We start from the raw sequence: 16043 nt of genomic DNA, 5'->3' as shown, positions 1-16043 counted from the left end.
GAGACCTCAGAGGTACTGGCCCGTCGAGGAGGTCGTCTCGATCGACCGGCCCGGCTCGGTCCCCTGCTTGCCCGTGATGAGGGTGCGCATGAAGACGATCCGCTCGCCCTTGCGACCGGAGATCTTCGCCCAGTCGTCGGGGTTCGTGGTGTTGGGCAGGTCCTCGTTCTCCTTGAACTCGTCCACGCAGGCCTGCAGGAGGTGCGAGACGCGCAGGCCCTTCTGGTTCTGGTCGAGGAGATCCTTGATCGCCATCTTCTTCGCGCGGTCGACGATGTTCTGGATCATCGCGCCGGAGTTGAAGTCCTTGAAGTAGAGGATCTCCTTGTCGCCGTTGGCGTAGGTGACCTCGATGAAGCGGTTCTCCTCGGACTCGGTGTACATCCGCTCGACCGTGGCGCGGATCATGCCGTCCACGGTGGCCTGCCGGTCGCCGTGGAACTCGGTGAGGTCGTCCGCGTGCAGGGGCAGGTCGGCGGTGAGGTACTTGCTGAAGATGTCCTGCGCGCCCTGCGCGTCGGGCCGCTCGATCTTGATCTTCACGTCGAGGCGGCCGGGACGCAGGATCGCCGGGTCGATCATGTCCTCACGGTTGGAGGCGCCGATGACGAGCACGTTCTCCAGCGTCTCGACACCGTCGATCTCACTGAGGAGCTGCGGGACGATGGTGTTCTCCACGTCGGAGGAGACGCCCGTACCGCGGGTGCGGAACAGGGAGTCCATCTCGTCGAAGAAGACGATGACCGGCGTGCCGGCGCTCGCCTTCTCACGGGCCCGCTGGAAGACCAACCGGATGTGCCGCTCGGTCTCGCCGACGTACTTGTTGAGCAGCTCGGGGCCCTTGATGTTGAGGAAGTAGCTCTTCCCCTCCGCTCCGGTCTTGGCCGCGACCTTCTTGGCGAGCGAGTTTGCCACCGCCTTGGCGATCAGCGTCTTGCCACAGCCGGGAGGTCCGTAGAGCAGGATGCCCTTCGGCGGGCGGAGCTTGTGCTCGAGGAAGAGGTCGGGGTGGAGGTAGGGCAGCTCGACGGCGTCGGTGATCTGCTCGATCTGGTTGCCCAGGCCACCGATGGCCTCGTAGGAGATGTCGGGCACCTCCTCGAGGACGAGCTCCTCGACCTCCGACTTCGGCACCTTCTCGTAGGCGTAGCCGGTTCGGGAGTCGATCAGGACCGAGTCACCCGCCCGGAGCTTGTCGGCGATCAGGGGATCCGAGAGCCGAACCACCCGCTCTTCGTCGGCGTTGGCGATCACGAGGGCGCGCTCGCCGTCGGCGAGGAGCTCCTTGAGCATGACGACCTCGCCGACACGCTCGAACGCGAGTGCTGTGACGACGTTCATGGCCTCGTTGAGGAGGACCTCCTGGCCCTTCTCGAGCGCGTCGACGTCGACCGCCGGCGAGACCGTGACGCGGAGCTTGCGGCCCCCGGTGACGATGTCGACGGTGTCGTCGTCGTTCTTCGCGAGGAAGGTGCCGAAACCTGCCGGCGGCTGCGCCAGCCGGTCGACCTCCTCCTTGAGGGTGACGATCTGGTCCCGTGCCTCGCGCAGTGTCGAGGCGAGTCGCTCGTTCTGCGACGTCACGGCCGCGAGTGAGCGCTGGGCGTCTGCCAGTCGCAGCTCAAGACCGCGCTCGCGCCCAGGTCCGTCAGGAATCGTGAATCCGTCAGTCATTGCCGACCACCTTCCAATGCACTGGCCTGTGCTCCTCGACCCTACCCGCACGAACGGGCGAGGGAAGGGCTCATTTCCAGCGGGTGGTCACGATCCTGTCTCGGTCTGGCTTTCTACCGGTTCCACGTCGGCCGGGCGGGGCCCGGTGTAGTCGGGTCCGTAGGCGCCGGGGGCGGGTCGCCTCGTCTTGCGCAGCGCCGTCGCGCCGGGCGCGAGGCGGCGGGCGGTGACGAGGAAGGCGGTGTGGCCGATCATCTTGTGCCCGGGCCGGACCGCGAGGCCCTCCACGTGCCAGTCGCGGACCAGCGACTCCCAGGCGGACGGCTCGGTGAAGCCGCCGTGGACCCGGACGGTCTCGACGAACCGCGAGAGCTGCGTGGTGGTGGCGACGTACGCGCAGATGATGCCGCCGGGGCGCAGGGCGTCGGCGGCGGCGTCGACGCACTCCCAGGGCGCGAGCATGTCGAGGATGATCCGGTCCGCACGCGTGCCGGAGGCGGGCAGCTCCTCGGCGAGGTCCCCGAGGGTGAGCTCCCATGCGGGCGGATGGGCGCCGAAGAACTGGGTGACGTTCGCGCGGGCGACGTCAGCGAACTCCTCGCGTCGCTCGAAGGAGCGGACCCTGCCGTGCGGGCCGACGGCGCGCAGCAGCGAGCAGGTGAGGGCACCGGAGCCGACACCTGCCTCGACCACGTCGGCGCCGGGGAAGATGTCGGCGAGCGCGACGATCTGCGCAGAGTCCTTGGGATAGACGACGGCGGCACCGCGCGGCATCGAGACCACGAACTCGCTCAGCAGCGGACGGAAGACGAGGTACTCGCCGCCGGACGTGGAGGCGATGGTGAAGCCCTCCTCACGCCCGATCAGGTCGTCGTGGTCGATCGAGCCCTTATTGGAGAAGAACCTCTTGCCGGCGACCAGCTCGAAGTTGTGCCGGCGGCCCTTGGCATCGGTGAGGCGGATCCACTCCCCCTCGCGCAGGACGCCGCGGTGGACGCCGGACCAGGCCTCGGCGGGTACGTCGGGGGTCTGCTCGGTCAACGCCGCCTGCTCACTCTGGTCATCCATAACCCGCCGAATTTATCGACCCGAGCTCCGGAAGGCCGCATCCACGTCGGCGGTCGCGAGCACGCCGAAGACCCGGCCGTCCGGCTCGACGAGCAGGTATTCCGCGGCGGGCGTGCGCGTGATCGCCTTGATCAGCTCCTCGCCGGCGATGTCGGCGGGAAGCTGCAGGCCGGGTTCGAGGGTGCGCGCCACGGTGGACGTCGCCACCCAGGGGCGCCGATCGGTGGGCGTCGCCAGGACGGCGGACTCGTTGACGACGCCGACCGGCGTGCCGTCGGTGGTGACGGTGACGATGCTTCCGGCCTGCACCTCCTGGGCCTGGCGCACGGCCTCGGCCAGCGGCAGGTCGGCGGGCACGGTGAGCGTACGTCGGGCCAGCGATCGCCCGACGAGGCTGGGCAGACGGCTGCGCAGCCGGGCCGAGGAGATCGCCGCGGTCGCGCCGCTCCAGAGGAAGAGCGCGAGGACCAGGAAGATGAGGGAGTTGTAGGGGTCGACGCGGCCACCGAAGGAGGCTGCGACCACACCCACGACCGTGAGGACCGCGACAGCCCGACCCACCCATCCGGCGACGATGGTGCCGCGGTGCATGTTGCGGGTCAGGCCCCACACTCCCGCCTTGAGCACGCGGCCACCGTCGAGCGGCAGCCCGGGCACCAGGTTGAGCGCGCCGACGAACAGGTTGGCGGAGGCGAGCCCCTCGATCGCCATCAGGATCAGGCCGTCGGGGTTGAGGGCGAGGAGCGCGAGCCCGACAAGGCCGACCACGATCGACGTGACCGGGCCGACGACCGCGATCCAGAACTCCTCCTTGGGTCGCCGCGCTTCGCCGTCGATCTGGGTGAAGCCGCCGAGGAAGGTGAGCGTGATCGACCCGACGCCGTAGCCGTAGTGGCGTGCCACCAGGGCGTGGGACGCCTCATGGAGCAGCACGGAGCCGTAGAGGATGACGGCGAACGCCAGCCCGGCGACGTACTTCCACGGGCCGAGGCCCGGCGTGACCTGCTCGACGCGGGGCGCCACCAGCACGGCGATCATGACCGCGACGAGGAACCACGAGCTCGAGACCAGCACATCCGCCCCGGCCAGGCTTCCGACCCTGAAGGTTCCGGGCGCCCGAGGGGCAGGTCGTGGGTCGGGGTCGGACACACGGCCGAGAGTACCGGTCCTGTCCGTCGCTGCCTTTAGGGTGACACGCATGGTCACCTCGCCGGCGGAAGCACTCTCGACGCCGGCGGACGGGGTCGAGGTGCTGGGCTCGCTCTCCCCCAGTCGCGCCGGCGACTTCCTGACCTGCCCGCTGCTCTACCGCTTCCGGACGATCGACCGGCTCCCCGAGCCGACCTCCCCGGCGGCGGTCCGCGGGACGCTCGTCCACAAGGTGCTCGAGCAGCTCTTCGACCTGCCCGCGGCCGAGCGGCGTCCCGAGCGCGCCGAGCTGATGCTCGGCCCGGCCTGGGCCGAGCTCCTCGCCGCCGACCCGACGCTCGAAGAGCTCTTCGACGACGAGGCCGACCCCGTCGCCTTCACGAAGTGGCTCGGCGAGAGCCGGCGTGCGCTCGCCACCTACTTCACCCTCGAGGACCCGACGCGGCTGGAGCCGGCCGAGCGAGAGCTGTACGTCGAGACGGTGCTCGACTCGAAGCTCCTGCTCCGCGGCTTCGTCGACCGGCTCGACATCGCACCGGGTGGGCAGATCCGAGTGGTCGATTACAAAACGGGCCGCGCCAGCGGCGAGGGCTACGAGATGAAGGCCTTCTTCCAGCTGAAGATCTATGCGCTGGCGCTGTGGCGAACCCGCGACGTGATCCCGGCCCGGCTCCAGCTCGTCTACCTCGGCAGCGGCCACGTCATCCACTACGACCCGACAGAGGCCGACCTCCTCGCGACCGAGCGGAAGGTCAACGCCATCTGGACTGCGATCCGCACCGCCCAGGAGACCGGCAACTGGCAGGCGAGGAAGTCGCGCCTGTGCAGCTGGTGCTCCTTCCAGGCGCTCTGCCCGGAGTACGGCGGCACCACACCGCCCCTACCGGGCGGATAGCGCCTCGGTCAGCATCGAGACAAGCGCCTCGAGGCGGACGTCCGTGGTCTCGGCCTGCTCCTCGGTCGCACCGTCGAGCGCCACACCGGCGAGACCGGCCTTCGCGTCGATCAGCTCGGCGATACGGGCATCGATCGTCTGGGCGGCGATCACGCGCCAGGCCGTGACCGGCTCGGTCTGGCCGATGCGGTGGACGCGGTCGATCGCCTGGGTCTGCTCGGCGTCCGTCCACGAGAGCTCGGCGAGGACGACGTCGGAGGCGACCTGGAGGTTGAGGCCGACACCTGCCGCGGTGAGCGAGCAGACGATGACGCCGACGTCCGGGTCGTTGATGAACGCGTCGATCGCCTTTGCGCGCGCGGTGGCGCTCTGGTCGCCACGGATCTCGGTGTAGCGGATGTCGCGCTTCGCGAAGACCTCACCGGCCGTGTCCATGACGTCGAGGTGCTTGGCGAAGAAGACGACCTTGCCGGCGCTGCGGACGAGCTGCGCGGCGTAGTCGGCGGCGAGGCCGGCCTTGGCCTGCCCGATCCGACGCACCATCGTGAAGACGTTGTCGCCCGTGGTCGAGTCGTCGCCGTCGGAGAGCTCCCAGCCGGCGACCCGGCGGACGAGCTCGAGATCGATCCCGTCCACCTCACTGTGCTCACCACTGCGGGCGCGGTGCTCGCGACGGGCCTCGATGGCCGAGTCGTAGCGCTTGACCAGGCGGAGCGCGAGCTCGCGCTCGGCGGCGTGGATGGAGCGACCGACAGCCGGGTCCAGCTCGACGGGCAGGTCGGCGACGCGGCGGGCGGGGATGTCGGCGGCGACGTCGACCTTGCGGCGACGCACGATGCCCATGTCGATCACGGCCTGGCGGGCGGCGGGATAGAAACCGTGGTCGGCCGGGGTCAGCCCGGTGGCCTCGAGCTTGGCCATGAGTGCCGGCCGCGCTGAGGTCTCGGTGATCCAGCCGAGGAACTGCCAAAGCGTCAGGAAGTCCTCGACGTCGTTGATCAGCGGGGTTCCGGTGAGCGCCATCATCAGCGGCCGCGCCACGCGTGAGCGGACGCGGTCGGCGATCTCGAGCACGTTCTGCGAGCGCTGCGAAGAGCGGTTCTTGATGAAGTGGGCCTCGTCGACGATGACGCCGCGGAAGCCGTGCTCGCCGATCCAGCCGACGTGCCGGTCGAGGATCTCGTAGTTGAGGATGATGATGTCGGCCATGCCGTCGACGTCGTCCCCGTTGCCGTGCACGACGCTCACGGTGCGGTCGGGCGTCCAGCGGCCGGCCTCGCGGGCCCAGTTGGGCTTCACGACGTTCGGTACGACGACCAGAAGCGGATAGGCGTCCGCGGTCTGTGCCGCGAGGAGCGACTGGGCCGTCTTTCCAAGACCCGGCTCGTCGGCGAGCAGGAACGTGCGGTGACCCTCCGCGACCGCGGCGAGCAGCCGCGCCTGGTGGTCCATCAGGTCCAGCCCAACCGGGAGCGGCTTGAGCAGGGGCCGCGGCTCGGGCAGGGCCATGCACGATGTCACACCGGGCGTGGGGTGCTCGAAGGAGCTGAGCATCGGTCCGATCAGGTCCCACCCGACCAGCCGCCGCGTGGCGGGCTGCTGTGGGACGGCACTGAAGTCCGGAGCGACGAAGGCCGGCATCAGCCGGGCACGGGCGATCGAGGGCGGCTCGGCCTGGCGCTCAGAGGAGCCGCCACCGCCGGAGGAGCGGGCTGTCGGCGTACGCTCCGGGTCCGGCTCCAGGCCCGCAGCGGTCTGCAGCTGCCGGCGCACGGCGCGAGCGGCCTCGGAGAGCTCGGCGTCGTCGGTGAGGAGCTGGAAGAGCGAGGGCTGCTGGGCAGCGGTCTGGGCGAGGATCGTCGCGACGCCGTCGAGGCGCTTCAGCTCGGCCGCACGTGCGGCGTCGGTCAGCTCGGCGGCGTTGATCCGGGCGCGCTCGTCACGGACGAGCGAGGCGACGGCCTGGAAGCGCGCACCCTCCGGGCGGCCCTTGCGGACGCTCATCTCGACCTCGCGCACGGCACGGGCGAGGACGGGGATGATCCCCTCCTCGTCACGGGTACGTCGTGCGCGCCCCTGGCCGGACCGGGACGACCCCGACCGGCGCTGACCCTGTGCGGCCAACAGAACTCCTCATCCAGAACTCCGCGTCGACTCAACGCAGGAGCAGGTCACCCAGAGCGAGGGGCGTGAGCCCTTCAAGACTCGGCCGAGCGATGCGCCGGGGACCGTCGTCGAGCTTCACATGGTTCTCGACGGTGATAACCGTACAGCCTGCCGTCTGCGCCGACGTCGCCCCGGTGTTGGAGTCCTCGATCGCGATGCACTCCGCGGCGTCGACGCCGAGGGCCGCCGCCCCGGCCAGGTAGGGGTCCGGGAACGGCTTGCCGCGCTTCACCCGGTCACCGGTGATGACCGCGTCGAAGCGCCCGCGGGGCAGGCGCTCGACGATCGGATGGGCGAAGACCTCCCACGACATCGTCACCAGCGCGCAGGGAACGCCGGCGTCGTTGAGCGCCTCGAGCAGGTCGAGCGCGCCCGGCAGCCATGGGATCTCCGCGCCACCGGTGACCCGCCCGACGACGCCCTCGTGGAGCAGGTCGACCATGTCGCGTGCGCTCCTGTCGTGCAGCCCCCAGCGGGTGCGGAGGTACTCCCCCGAGGTGAGCAGGTCGTTGCCGACCAGTTGCATGGCGTCGTCATGCGTCCACTCGCCGCCGAACCGCCGGGCGAGCTCGTGCTCGGTCTCCATCCAGTACGGCTCGGTGTCGCACAACGTGCCGTCCATGTCCCACAGGACGGCCGCCGGCAGCCGGGAGGGTCCATCTGGTGCCTGACCTGCAGGAACACCAGAAAAGTCGGTACTCAGAATGCCCTCCGAAGAACTCCATGCGACGTTTCATGCGACGTCTCACCCTAAGTGGCGGGTGCCGAGCACTCGGCATGGGTCCCGGCGCGTCCGGAGGGGCGGCGTTACGCCGCCCCTCCGGAAGGCCATCGCCTACTTGGTGACCTTGACGGTACGGACCTTGGTCTGGCCGAGGGGCTTGTAGCCGGTATCTCCGGCGTACTTGACGAACACCTTCCAGGTCCCCTTGGCGAGTTTCGGCACCACGACCTTGGCGGCCCCAGAAACCAGGGTCCGAGTGACCGACTTCTTCGACTTGCCCTTCGTGAACCTGACGGTTACCGAGCCTCCCGGTGCGGTCGGGCCACCGACGGCAGATCTGAGCTTCACGATGGCCGACCCGGTCCGCTTCGAGGTCGGCTTCTTCGTGAGCGTCAGCGACGGCTTCACGCTCGCCTTCACCACGACCAGTCTTGCGGTCGCGGTCGACGACTGCACGTCGTCGTCGCCGACGTAGGTCGCGGTCAGGGTGGCCGTACCCACTCGCAGTGTCCGCGGCAGGGCGAAGGTCGCCTTGCCGCCATGCAGCGTCGCCGTCAGCGTCGTGTCGCCGATGGCGAGTTCAACACCACCCGTCGCAGCGGCGCCGTCCGTACCGGTCACGCGCACCGTCGCCCTGGCGGCTTGTCCGAACGCGACCTGCGCCGGCGCGCTCAGGGTCGTCGCACTGGCCGCCTTGTCAGTCAACGGGACGGACACGTTCGGCACGATCGAGACACCGGTCAGCCCGTAGGCCGCGCCTGCGCTGGAGGCGCGGTTGGCGAGCGTGGATGCCTCGGTGATCGTGATGGTGTTCGCGCCGGACTTCAATGCCGAGCCGATGTCGACCGAGTCGGTGAACTGGTTGATCTCGTCGAACGTGGTGCCGTTGACCGTGACGCCGGTGATCATGTCGGAGCCGTGGGCCAGGTTGAGGGTCGCCCCGTCGGCGGACGTCCAGGTGTCGGGCAGGGTGAAGGAACGGCTGTAGGTGCCGATTCCGGACACCTTGGCCATCGAGTCCACGCCCATTGTCGACAGCTGGTCAGACGTCGCGGCCAATTCGGACCACGACTTCAGCCCCGTGTCAGCGAAGTCGATCGTGGTCTTTGCCGAGACCGTCGGGTCGGTCGTGTTCGCCTCCGCATCCGGTCCCCAGCTCTCCAGTGACAGAGCCCAGTCGTCCGACAGATCGACGGTGTCAGGCATCGCATCGACGGTGACCGTCTTGGTCGTGCCGTCGGACAACGTGACCGCGTAGGAGCCGGCCTTCTCCTCAACGAGAGAGATCTTCCCCTTGGCATCCACTGCCACCGTGCCGTCCGCACTCGTCGCCCACACCGACGCCGCCTTCGGGAAGGCGTCGCCACTGGCCACAGCGAGGATGGTGCTGTTCTCCGGGAGGAGGGAAACGTCCACGGTCACTGTGTCTCCACTGCGGGTGTACCTGCCAACGGGCGTGATCGCTCCAGTCGAGGCGTCCAGCACGTACGGATTTCCGGACCCTGACAGCGTCACCTCTCCCGAGACCGTGTCGGTCGTCGAATCGTTGTACAGGGAGTAGAACTCACCATCGCTGCCGTGTCGGTGGTTGACCTGTAGGTTCGCGATCGAGTAGGACACCGCCGGTGACACGTCCTCGGCCTTCAGCAGCTTGCCCACCTCAGCGTCCGACGGGGCCGAGGACACGTTGTCGAGTGACTCGAGTTCGGTCAGCGCCGCTGCCAGCGCCGAATCGGTGTTGCTGTCATGGCTCGTGCCGTACACCCGGTCGATGTCCACGTCGTAGAGGAGGACCGGCAGGCCGGCCTTGGCGAAAGCGATGAGCTTGTCCACCGACGCGACCGACAGCCTGGTCGCCTGCTTCACCACGATCGCCTTGTACGCCGGTCCGTCGGCATCCAGCACTCCGTTGGACACGGTCGCGTTGTCCGCGGACAGCAGCGACTCGGTGATCAGGTTGTAGGAGAAGCCCTTGTTCATCAGCGACCTCAACGAGTCGCCCGACTGCAGCTGGTAGCCCGCGTCGGAACCAACCAGGACGGCCACGTCCACCTTGGCCGTGCCGGCCTGCAGGACGGCCTGGTTGCGCGCGACGTAGTCGCTGAAGTCGTTCTCCTGACTCCAGTAGATCTGGCGTCCGTTGTTGGCCATGAAGTTGAGGAAGTTCCAACCCGGCCACGTCGAATCCGTGAGGTCGAAGGTTCGGGCGAAGGACGAGCCGTGCAGGATGGCCCGGCTGACGCCGTCCGACGCGTCGGAGTTCACCACCTTCAGGATCTCCTCCCAGGTGGAGTTGGTGCTGCACGCGAAGGTGCACGACTCCATGGAGAGCATCTGCTTGCCGGTCAGATTCACCGCGCCTGAGAGCTCCCGCAATCCGTCGCCGGCCGAGGAGTTGTCACCCTCGGGAATGTCCACGGCCGAAGCGGCGGCGTCGATGTCCAGCCCGCTGAGGGTATAGGCCTGAGCACGGTAGGTGTAGCCGAAGCTTGCCGCCCACTTCTTGATCAGCGCGGCGTGCTCGGTCTGGTAGAGGTGGCCCAGCACGAGGTTGTAGTCCTCCCGCGTCCGGGTGACCGCATCGCTGTCGTCGAACAGCGACGTGTCGGATGCCGCCAGCACGGCCTCGTCCGAACCGAGCTCACGCCCCATGTAGGAGGCGAACTCGTCGGGCAGGTCGTAGGTCCACAGGGGCGTGTCGGCGTGGATCTCGATCGAGTCCTCGAAGATCGACGTGCCCTGCTTGCCGTTCTCCTTGAGCAGCGCAATCACGTTGTCGTCGAGGATGTTGGCGTCCCAGAAATCGAAGAGCTTCTGCACGCCGGCGGAGCTGAAGTAGTCGGTCGCGTAGGTGCGGTTGTGCTGGGTGACCGTGGAGCCGCCCGACATGATCTGGCCGGTGCCCCGGTAGTAGTTCCCGATCAGCACGTAGTCGCCGACGGCGAGCGCGTCGCCCTCGCTGGGGGTGTAGCCGTCGAGCGCGCTGACGCTCGACAGCGCGACCTGGTAGTTGTATTGCCAGTCGGCCATCCGCTTGCGATTGCCGTCGGCGTCGATCTTGCCGGTGAAGTTCGGATCGGCCGGCTCCGGGCCGAACTTGTCGAGAGTGTCCTGGTAGTCCAGACCGTGAGCGGTGGCGTAGTCCTGATCGGGGACGCCCGCGGCCGACCCGGCGTACCGGACACCGTTCACCACCTTGGAGGAGACTCCCGCCGAAGCCTCGGCGGCGGTGACCTTCTTCTTGGAGGTCGCGCCGGTCACGTCCTCGAGGGAGGCGTACTCGAGCACCGGCGTTCCGTCGTCGTTCAACGAGGTCACCTTGGCCACGTCGGCCGAGGAGAAGTCATCGGTGAAGACGAAATCGGCGATGAGATTGGTTGTGTTGGAGAAGTCCTTGGTTCGGGTGGTCGGAAGAGGCAGATCGGCCTTGCCTTCGGAAAGATCGGCCGCGGTGATCTTGGTGTAGGCCTGACTGGCCTCCTTCTGCTGCGCCTTGTCGTTGGGGTCGATCGTGTTGACGATCGGCGGCCAGTGTGACGTGATCGTGAAGTCGATCTTGAAACCGCCTTCGATCGAGTTGGCCGTGGTCAGCAGCTGGGTGACGATGTTCTTCCAGTTCCGCGACCCGAAGCCGTAGCTCGCGAGTTCGTCGTTCGTCATGCGCGACGAGCCGCCGAAACTCTTGCTGTCGGCGAGGAAGGCGATCTCGGCACCGCCGAAACCCCCGGCGGCCATGTCCTCGATCTGCTTGCTCACCAGCTTGAGGCTCTCGGCGTCCTTGCCTGCGCCAGCGTCCGGGAACCACAGCCGGGCCATCGGCTTCGCATCGGTCGAGGGATTCTCGAAACCGGCCAGGATCGAGTCGGTCTCAGAGCTGGACGTCGAGCCGGTGTCTGTTGCGCCCCCGGCTGCTTCGGACGCTCCGGGTGCGATGAGCACTGCCAACGCGGTCAGCATCGCGGCGACCGGAGCTGTCCGCCTGACCCGATTTCGAGAATTTCCCACGACGACTTCCTTCGGTTTCAGCCGCGGTCGCGCGGCGTGCTGACGATGCAGGGGCGGCACCGCCTCGACCGCCCCGGCGAAGTCGTCGGGTGGCTCGTTCGATCGAGTCGATGCGCACTGTGAGTTTCGTCACGCGCCGCTGCAGGGGTCAATCGTTCCCCGTGGCGACTACTCGCCAGCTGTTCGCCTTGGAGGGTTTCCAGACGCCAGCCACCGCTTTCCGTCGTCGTGGTGCCTCGGCGGCACGTGGGCGGCCCGCTGGTTCCATGTGACGTCGCCCCCGCGACGCTCGGCCTGGCATGCCCCGGGGGAAGGCCGCGGAGGGCTCAGGCTGGCCTTCTCCGTGCTGACCTGCAGGTCCTCGAGAAATCGCGGCGCACAGCATGCCCTCCAGAACACTCGGGCTGGCCATCGGGGCGAGCCCGCAGGAGCTCGAGGTAGCCGCTCAGGCGACAGATCCGTTCGAAGCGCGACGTTGCTCCGATCACCGTCATCGAGCCACCGGCCGGGACCAACCGGCGCCTGGCGCCGACGATCACGCCCAAGGCGGCACAGTCGATGAAGGTCACCTGCCCGACATCGACGTAGAGCTCGTCGCAGCTCCACCTCTCCACGGTCGAGAAACGGCACTCCAACTCATCACGTGAGGCGACGTCGTACTCGCCATGGAGAATCACCCACGCACGTGGGGCCTGAAGAAGAACACCGGTCGAGGACATAGCCCCATCACCTGCGCAACAGAAAGACGCCCGAGGTGAGCCACCTGCTGAGCTCCCGCGTCATCAGCAGGCTACGGCACGGATACGGAAACGGATAGGCCAATGACGAGACGGACGGACCCTGACAGCCTGTAGGGTCCGCGAGGAGGGGCTGTAGACCAACGGCTCCGTAGATCTTTCAGTCGTCGCGTGCCGATCGGCGTTGCGTCTGGGCAGGACCGATCGAAGGTGTTCATGGGCAACCCCTCTGAGCTGGCGTCGTCACTGGCTGCAGCAGCAGAGGCGATCAACGCAGCTGAGACCCTCTCCGACACGCTGGAAGCGATCGCTCGCGCGACCCGCATCTCCGTGCCCGGGTTCGACCATGTCGGCATCTCCATCCGACACCGCGACGGCCGTATCGAGACGATGGCGGGCACCAGCGAGCTGGTCTGGGATCTCGACAACGTCCAGTACCGGCTGGACGAAGGCCCCTGCGTGGATGCGATCCGGGCCGCTCCCGTGGTGGCGGTGCCCCACCTCCGACATGACCAGCGGTGGCCCCGCTACGTTCCCGAGGCGGTCCAGCGCGGATTGCGCGCCCAGTTGGCGGTCCAGCTGTTCTCCGACGACGAGCGCCTGGGCGGGCTCAACCTCTACTCGACGGTGTCGGAGGAGATCGACGACGACGCCGTGCACGCAGCTCAGCTGTTCGCCACCCATGCGGCCATCGCGCTGGGGCGGGCCCAGCACGAGGAGAACCTCAACCAGGCCCTCACGAGCCGTAAGGTGATCGGTCAGGCCATCGGCATCCTGATGGAGCGCTACGGCATCGATGAGGATCGCGCCTTCCAGTTCATGGTCCGGGCTTCCTCAGCCGGCAACATCAAACTCCGCGATGTCGCCGAGGATCTGGTGAGCGGCGCCAACGGGCGAAGCCAGAGAAACTGACCCGCACTAGGCTCGTGGCGTTCATCCCCTGACTCACTGAGGAGCACAGCATGGGCGTCATCGTCGTCGGAGTCGACGGAAGCGAGCCGGCCACGCAGGCCGCACTGACCGCCGCCCGGTTGGCCGTCGGCCTCGGCTCGGAGCTGCGGGTGGTGTGCGCCTATGGCGACTATGAGGTGGAGCGGGTCCGGGATGACCGGGACCTCGTCTTCACGAGCGTCGAGCCCGCCACCGAGGTGGCCGAGCAGACCATCGGTCGCCTGCGCAACGCCTACCCCAGCCTGACCGCCTCCGCCCAGGCCGCTGGGGGCAAGCCGGCTGAGGCGCTCCTCGAGGTCGCAGCGAGCGTCGACGCCGAGATGATCGTGGTCGGCAACAAGCGGGTGCAGGGTGCTGCACGGATCCTGGGGAGCATCGCCACCGAGGTCGCCCGCAAGGCGCAGTGCGACCTCCACATCGCCTACACCTACGCCCGCCGCTGATCGGTCAGGCGGGCCGCAGCGGCTCGAGGTCGCCGTCGATGATGAGCTGTCCGGTCTCCCAGGCCACCTCGGCCTCATCGATGGGCACGAAGCCGGCGTGCCGGTGCAGCCACCGTACGACGACGGCGACCAGCCACGGCCCGCGCTCGCTGTCGCGGTCGTAGCCCAACAGGGAACCGGGTCGGCCCGAGCCGATGATGAAGCCCGTCACCCGATGATCGCCGTCGAGGCGGACGTCCAGGACGCTGCCGCGGTTCTCTCCCCTGCCGTTGCGGACGTCGAGCTCCAACAGCTCGCGCATGCGCCGCGCGGGCCGGGTGCGCTCGAGCAGGGCATGCCGTGGGCGGCGAAGCCGCACGATCGTGGTGACCTCGGTGACGTCCTCGAACGCGATCCGGTACGGGTCGGTGCGGTCCCCCTGCTCGTCACCCATACGCCGCCAGAAGTGCAGGCTTCGCTGACCCAGGGCGCCGGTCAGCCTCGGGATAAGGGCGGTGCGTCCGACGAGGATGCCGGTCGCGTAGAGACCGCCAGGGCGCTCCTCGAGCTCGAGGTCATCGACCTTGCAGACCAGGAGGCCGTCGCAGTCGACGACCTGCCGGTCGAGCAGGTGCAGGGCGGCGTCGTACGGGCCGGAGAACCTGTCTTCCATCACGCCCCCATCCGTGTCCAGATCATCAGCGGGATGGCGGCGATCGCCGCCACCGTCACGATGATCAGGAAGATCGTCGCCAACACGTTGGCGAATCGGCCGTTGGCGTGTTCGCCCATGTAGTCGCGATCGTTGGCCACCACGAGGATCGGGAAGTACGTCAGCGGCAGGGCCACCGCGGAGAACACCACCGACATCTCGGTCACCTTGATCGGATCGATGGTGGTGGCCAGGACGCCCATCGCCACCAAGGTGGCAAGGAAGAGCACCACGTGGAAACGGGCCGCGACGTCGGAGCGCACGTACTTGCCCCACTGCCACCCGAAGTACTGGCCCAGCGAGTAGCCGACGGAGAGGCCGGTCTCGCAGGCGGCGCCGAAGGTGGCAGCGACGAAGCCGAGCAGGGCGATGGCGAGCCCGAGCTTGCCGAACGTCAGGGCCACGGGAAGCCCGACCTGGCTCAGGCTGTCGACCGAGATGCCGAGCGGCCCGAGCACGATCATCGCGCAGGCCGTGAGCGCGAGCGCCAACACGCCGCCCAGCGGGAACCCGATCAGGACGTTGGCCCGCATCTCGGGGAGGTCCTTGGGTGACCAGTGCTCCTCGACGCCTCCCGAGGAGAAGAAGAAGACCTCGTACGGCGTCATGCCCGAGCCCAGCAGGGCGATGGCGTAGTACCACCAGGTCGCCCAGTGCTCCTCGGCCGGCTTGCTGAAGGAGATCGCCGAGTGGCCGAGGGTCGACCAGTCCGGCCCGAGGTGGAAGACGGCCGCGACGAAGACGAGGAGTCCGAGTCCGAGGAGGCCGAAGGCGTTCTCGATGAAGGAGAACTTCGCCCGCCAGAGGATCAGCCAGATCGTCAGGCCGATGAACGGGAAGAGCAGCAGATAGTCCACGCTCGTGATCAGCTGCACCGCGAGTGCCACGCCGCCGATCTCGGCGACGAAGGTCAGGAGGGTGACGCCCATGGAGCCGAGCAGGTTGACCATGCCCATGGCCGGTCCGAGCCGTTCGCGGACCAGGTCGAAGGTCGCGCGGCCGCTGATCGCCGCGATCCGGCCGGACATCTCCGAGAAGACGCAGATGCCGATGACGGCCAGGATCGTGGCCCAGGCCAAGGACATGCCGAAACGCGCACCGACCTGGGTGTTGGTCACCAGGTCGCCGATGTCGACGAACCCCCCGATCGCCGTGAGGACGCCGAGAAGGAGACCGAGGACCTTCTTCACGGCTTCCTCCAGTCGTCGGGGACGGCCCGAAGTCGGTTCTCGAGCTGTTGCAGCTGTTCGCTCGTATCGGAGAGCTGCTGCACCAGCGAGGGGAACTCCCTCTCCTCGTGCCCGACGACGGCGATCCGCGTGTCGCTCAGCAGCGACTCGGCGTCATCGAGAGCGCTCGTGGTGGAGTCGTAGCTCTTCTCGTACGCCGACGGCGGCTGCCGCGAGGCGAGCCTGTCCGACGCGCTGCTGGCTCCCTCCTCCGCGTTGACCGCGACGACCCGCAGATAGGGATAGAACTGGCCGTCATGCTGCTCGAGCGCCAACTGCATGGTCGCCACGGACGAAGCGACCGAGTCGAC

General features: G+C 68.1%; 13 protein-coding genes. 3 read left to right on the top strand and 10 right to left on the bottom strand.

Going from position 1 to position 16043, the window contains the following annotated elements; translation table 11 throughout:
* Nucleotides 1–6: 6 nt before the first annotated feature.
* From arc to LH076_RS07865, 3 genes are all read right to left on the bottom strand, one after another.
* Nucleotides 7–1674: a proteasome ATPase gene (gene arc, locus LH076_RS07875; RefSeq protein WP_227783429.1), complete on the bottom strand. Its 1668-nt coding sequence runs from the start codon at nucleotides 1672–1674 to the stop codon at nucleotides 7–9.
* An 87-nt stretch (nucleotides 1675–1761) separates the two neighbouring features.
* On the bottom strand, nucleotides 1762–2742 hold the full coding sequence (locus tag LH076_RS07870) for a tRNA (adenine-N1)-methyltransferase (protein WP_227783428.1): 981 nt from the start codon (nucleotides 2740–2742) through the stop codon (nucleotides 1762–1764).
* A gap of 12 nt (nucleotides 2743–2754) precedes the next feature.
* Entirely contained in the window at nucleotides 2755–3816 is a 1062-nt protein-coding gene (locus LH076_RS07865; protein ID WP_227783427.1) for a site-2 protease family protein, read from the bottom strand.
* A gap of 124 nt (nucleotides 3817–3940) precedes the next feature.
* On the opposite strand from LH076_RS07865, the gene LH076_RS07860 reads away from it, so the two are divergent.
* A complete protein-coding gene (locus tag LH076_RS07860; RefSeq protein ID WP_227783426.1) occupies nucleotides 3941–4786 on the top strand; it encodes a RecB family exonuclease in 846 nt (281 codons plus the stop codon).
* On the opposite strand, the gene LH076_RS07855 is transcribed toward LH076_RS07860, so the two are convergent.
* The 4 genes from LH076_RS07855 to LH076_RS17005 form a co-directional block, all read right to left on the bottom strand.
* Nucleotides 4772–6910: a DEAD/DEAH box helicase gene (locus LH076_RS07855; protein WP_227783425.1), complete on the bottom strand. Its 2139-nt coding sequence runs from the start codon at nucleotides 6908–6910 to the stop codon at nucleotides 4772–4774. The two genes, LH076_RS07860 and LH076_RS07855, sit on opposite strands and share 15 nt — an antisense overlap.
* 31 nt (nucleotides 6911–6941) lie before the next feature.
* Nucleotides 6942–7598, bottom strand: a complete 657-nt coding sequence (locus LH076_RS07850; RefSeq protein ID WP_265333844.1) for an HAD family hydrolase — start codon at nucleotides 7596–7598, stop codon at nucleotides 6942–6944.
* A 189-nt stretch (nucleotides 7599–7787) separates the two neighbouring features.
* The gene (locus tag LH076_RS07845; protein WP_227783423.1) at nucleotides 7788–11633 is read right to left on the bottom strand and encodes a glycosyl hydrolase; all 3846 of its coding nucleotides are present in this window, start codon (nucleotides 11631–11633) and stop codon (nucleotides 7788–7790) included.
* Nucleotides 11634–12007: 374 nt separating this feature from the next.
* Nucleotides 12008–12400 carry an STAS domain-containing protein gene (locus LH076_RS17005; RefSeq protein WP_227783422.1) on the bottom strand — a complete coding sequence of 131 codons (393 nt, stop codon included), beginning with the start codon at nucleotides 12398–12400 and terminating at the stop codon, nucleotides 12008–12010.
* A 234-nt stretch (nucleotides 12401–12634) separates the two neighbouring features.
* Between LH076_RS17005 and LH076_RS07835 the strand changes: the two genes are divergently transcribed.
* Entirely contained in the window at nucleotides 12635–13330 is a 696-nt protein-coding gene (locus tag LH076_RS07835) for a GAF and ANTAR domain-containing protein (RefSeq protein WP_227783421.1), read from the top strand.
* Between the two features lie 50 nt (nucleotides 13331–13380).
* Complete coding sequence (locus LH076_RS07830; protein WP_227783420.1) at nucleotides 13381–13812, top strand: universal stress protein; 432 nt, start codon at nucleotides 13381–13383, stop codon at nucleotides 13810–13812.
* Nucleotides 13813–13816: 4 nt separating this feature from the next.
* On the opposite strand, the gene LH076_RS07825 is transcribed toward LH076_RS07830, so the two are convergent.
* The 3 genes from LH076_RS07825 to LH076_RS07815 are packed head-to-tail and all read right to left on the bottom strand — an operon-like array spanning nucleotide 13817 to nucleotide 16022.
* Nucleotides 13817–14467, bottom strand: a complete 651-nt coding sequence (locus tag LH076_RS07825; RefSeq protein WP_415753259.1) for a PRC-barrel domain-containing protein — start codon at nucleotides 14465–14467, stop codon at nucleotides 13817–13819.
* Nucleotides 14464–15693, bottom strand: a complete 1230-nt coding sequence (locus LH076_RS07820; protein ID WP_227783419.1) for an NRAMP family divalent metal transporter — start codon at nucleotides 15691–15693, stop codon at nucleotides 14464–14466. Before LH076_RS07820 ends, LH076_RS07825 begins: the two co-directional genes overlap by 4 nt.
* On the bottom strand, nucleotides 15690–16022 hold the full coding sequence (locus tag LH076_RS07815; RefSeq protein ID WP_227783418.1) for a hypothetical protein: 333 nt from the start codon (nucleotides 16020–16022) through the stop codon (nucleotides 15690–15692). The genes LH076_RS07820 and LH076_RS07815 overlap by 4 nt, the downstream gene beginning before the upstream one ends.
* Nucleotides 16023–16043: the final 21 nt, after the last annotated feature.

This window comes from Nocardioides sp. Kera G14 (assembly GCF_020715565.1).
Classification (GTDB): Bacteria; Actinomycetota; Actinomycetes; order Propionibacteriales; family Nocardioidaceae; genus Nocardioides.
This window is presented reverse-complemented; position numbering and strand designations above follow the sequence as displayed.

Excerpts from the sequence above, each read along its gene's own strand:
- arc (WP_227783429.1), bottom strand. The coding sequence starts at position 1,674 with ATGACTGACGGATTCACGATTCCTGACGGACCTGGGCGCGAGCGCGGT.
- LH076_RS07870 (WP_227783428.1), bottom strand. The coding sequence starts at position 2,742 with ATGGATGACCAGAGTGAGCAGGCGGCGTTGACCGAGCAGACCCCCGAC.
- LH076_RS07860 (WP_227783426.1), top strand. The coding sequence starts at position 3,941 with ATGGTCACCTCGCCGGCGGAAGCACTCTCGACGCCGGCGGACGGGGTC.
- LH076_RS07845 (WP_227783423.1), bottom strand. The coding sequence starts at position 11,633 with ATGCTGACCGCGTTGGCAGTGCTCATCGCACCCGGAGCGTCCGAAGCA.
- LH076_RS17005 (WP_227783422.1), bottom strand. The coding sequence starts at position 12,400 with ATGTCCTCGACCGGTGTTCTTCTTCAGGCCCCACGTGCGTGGGTGATT.
- LH076_RS07835 (WP_227783421.1), top strand. The coding sequence starts at position 12,635 with ATGGGCAACCCCTCTGAGCTGGCGTCGTCACTGGCTGCAGCAGCAGAG.
- LH076_RS07830 (WP_227783420.1), top strand. The coding sequence starts at position 13,381 with ATGGGCGTCATCGTCGTCGGAGTCGACGGAAGCGAGCCGGCCACGCAG.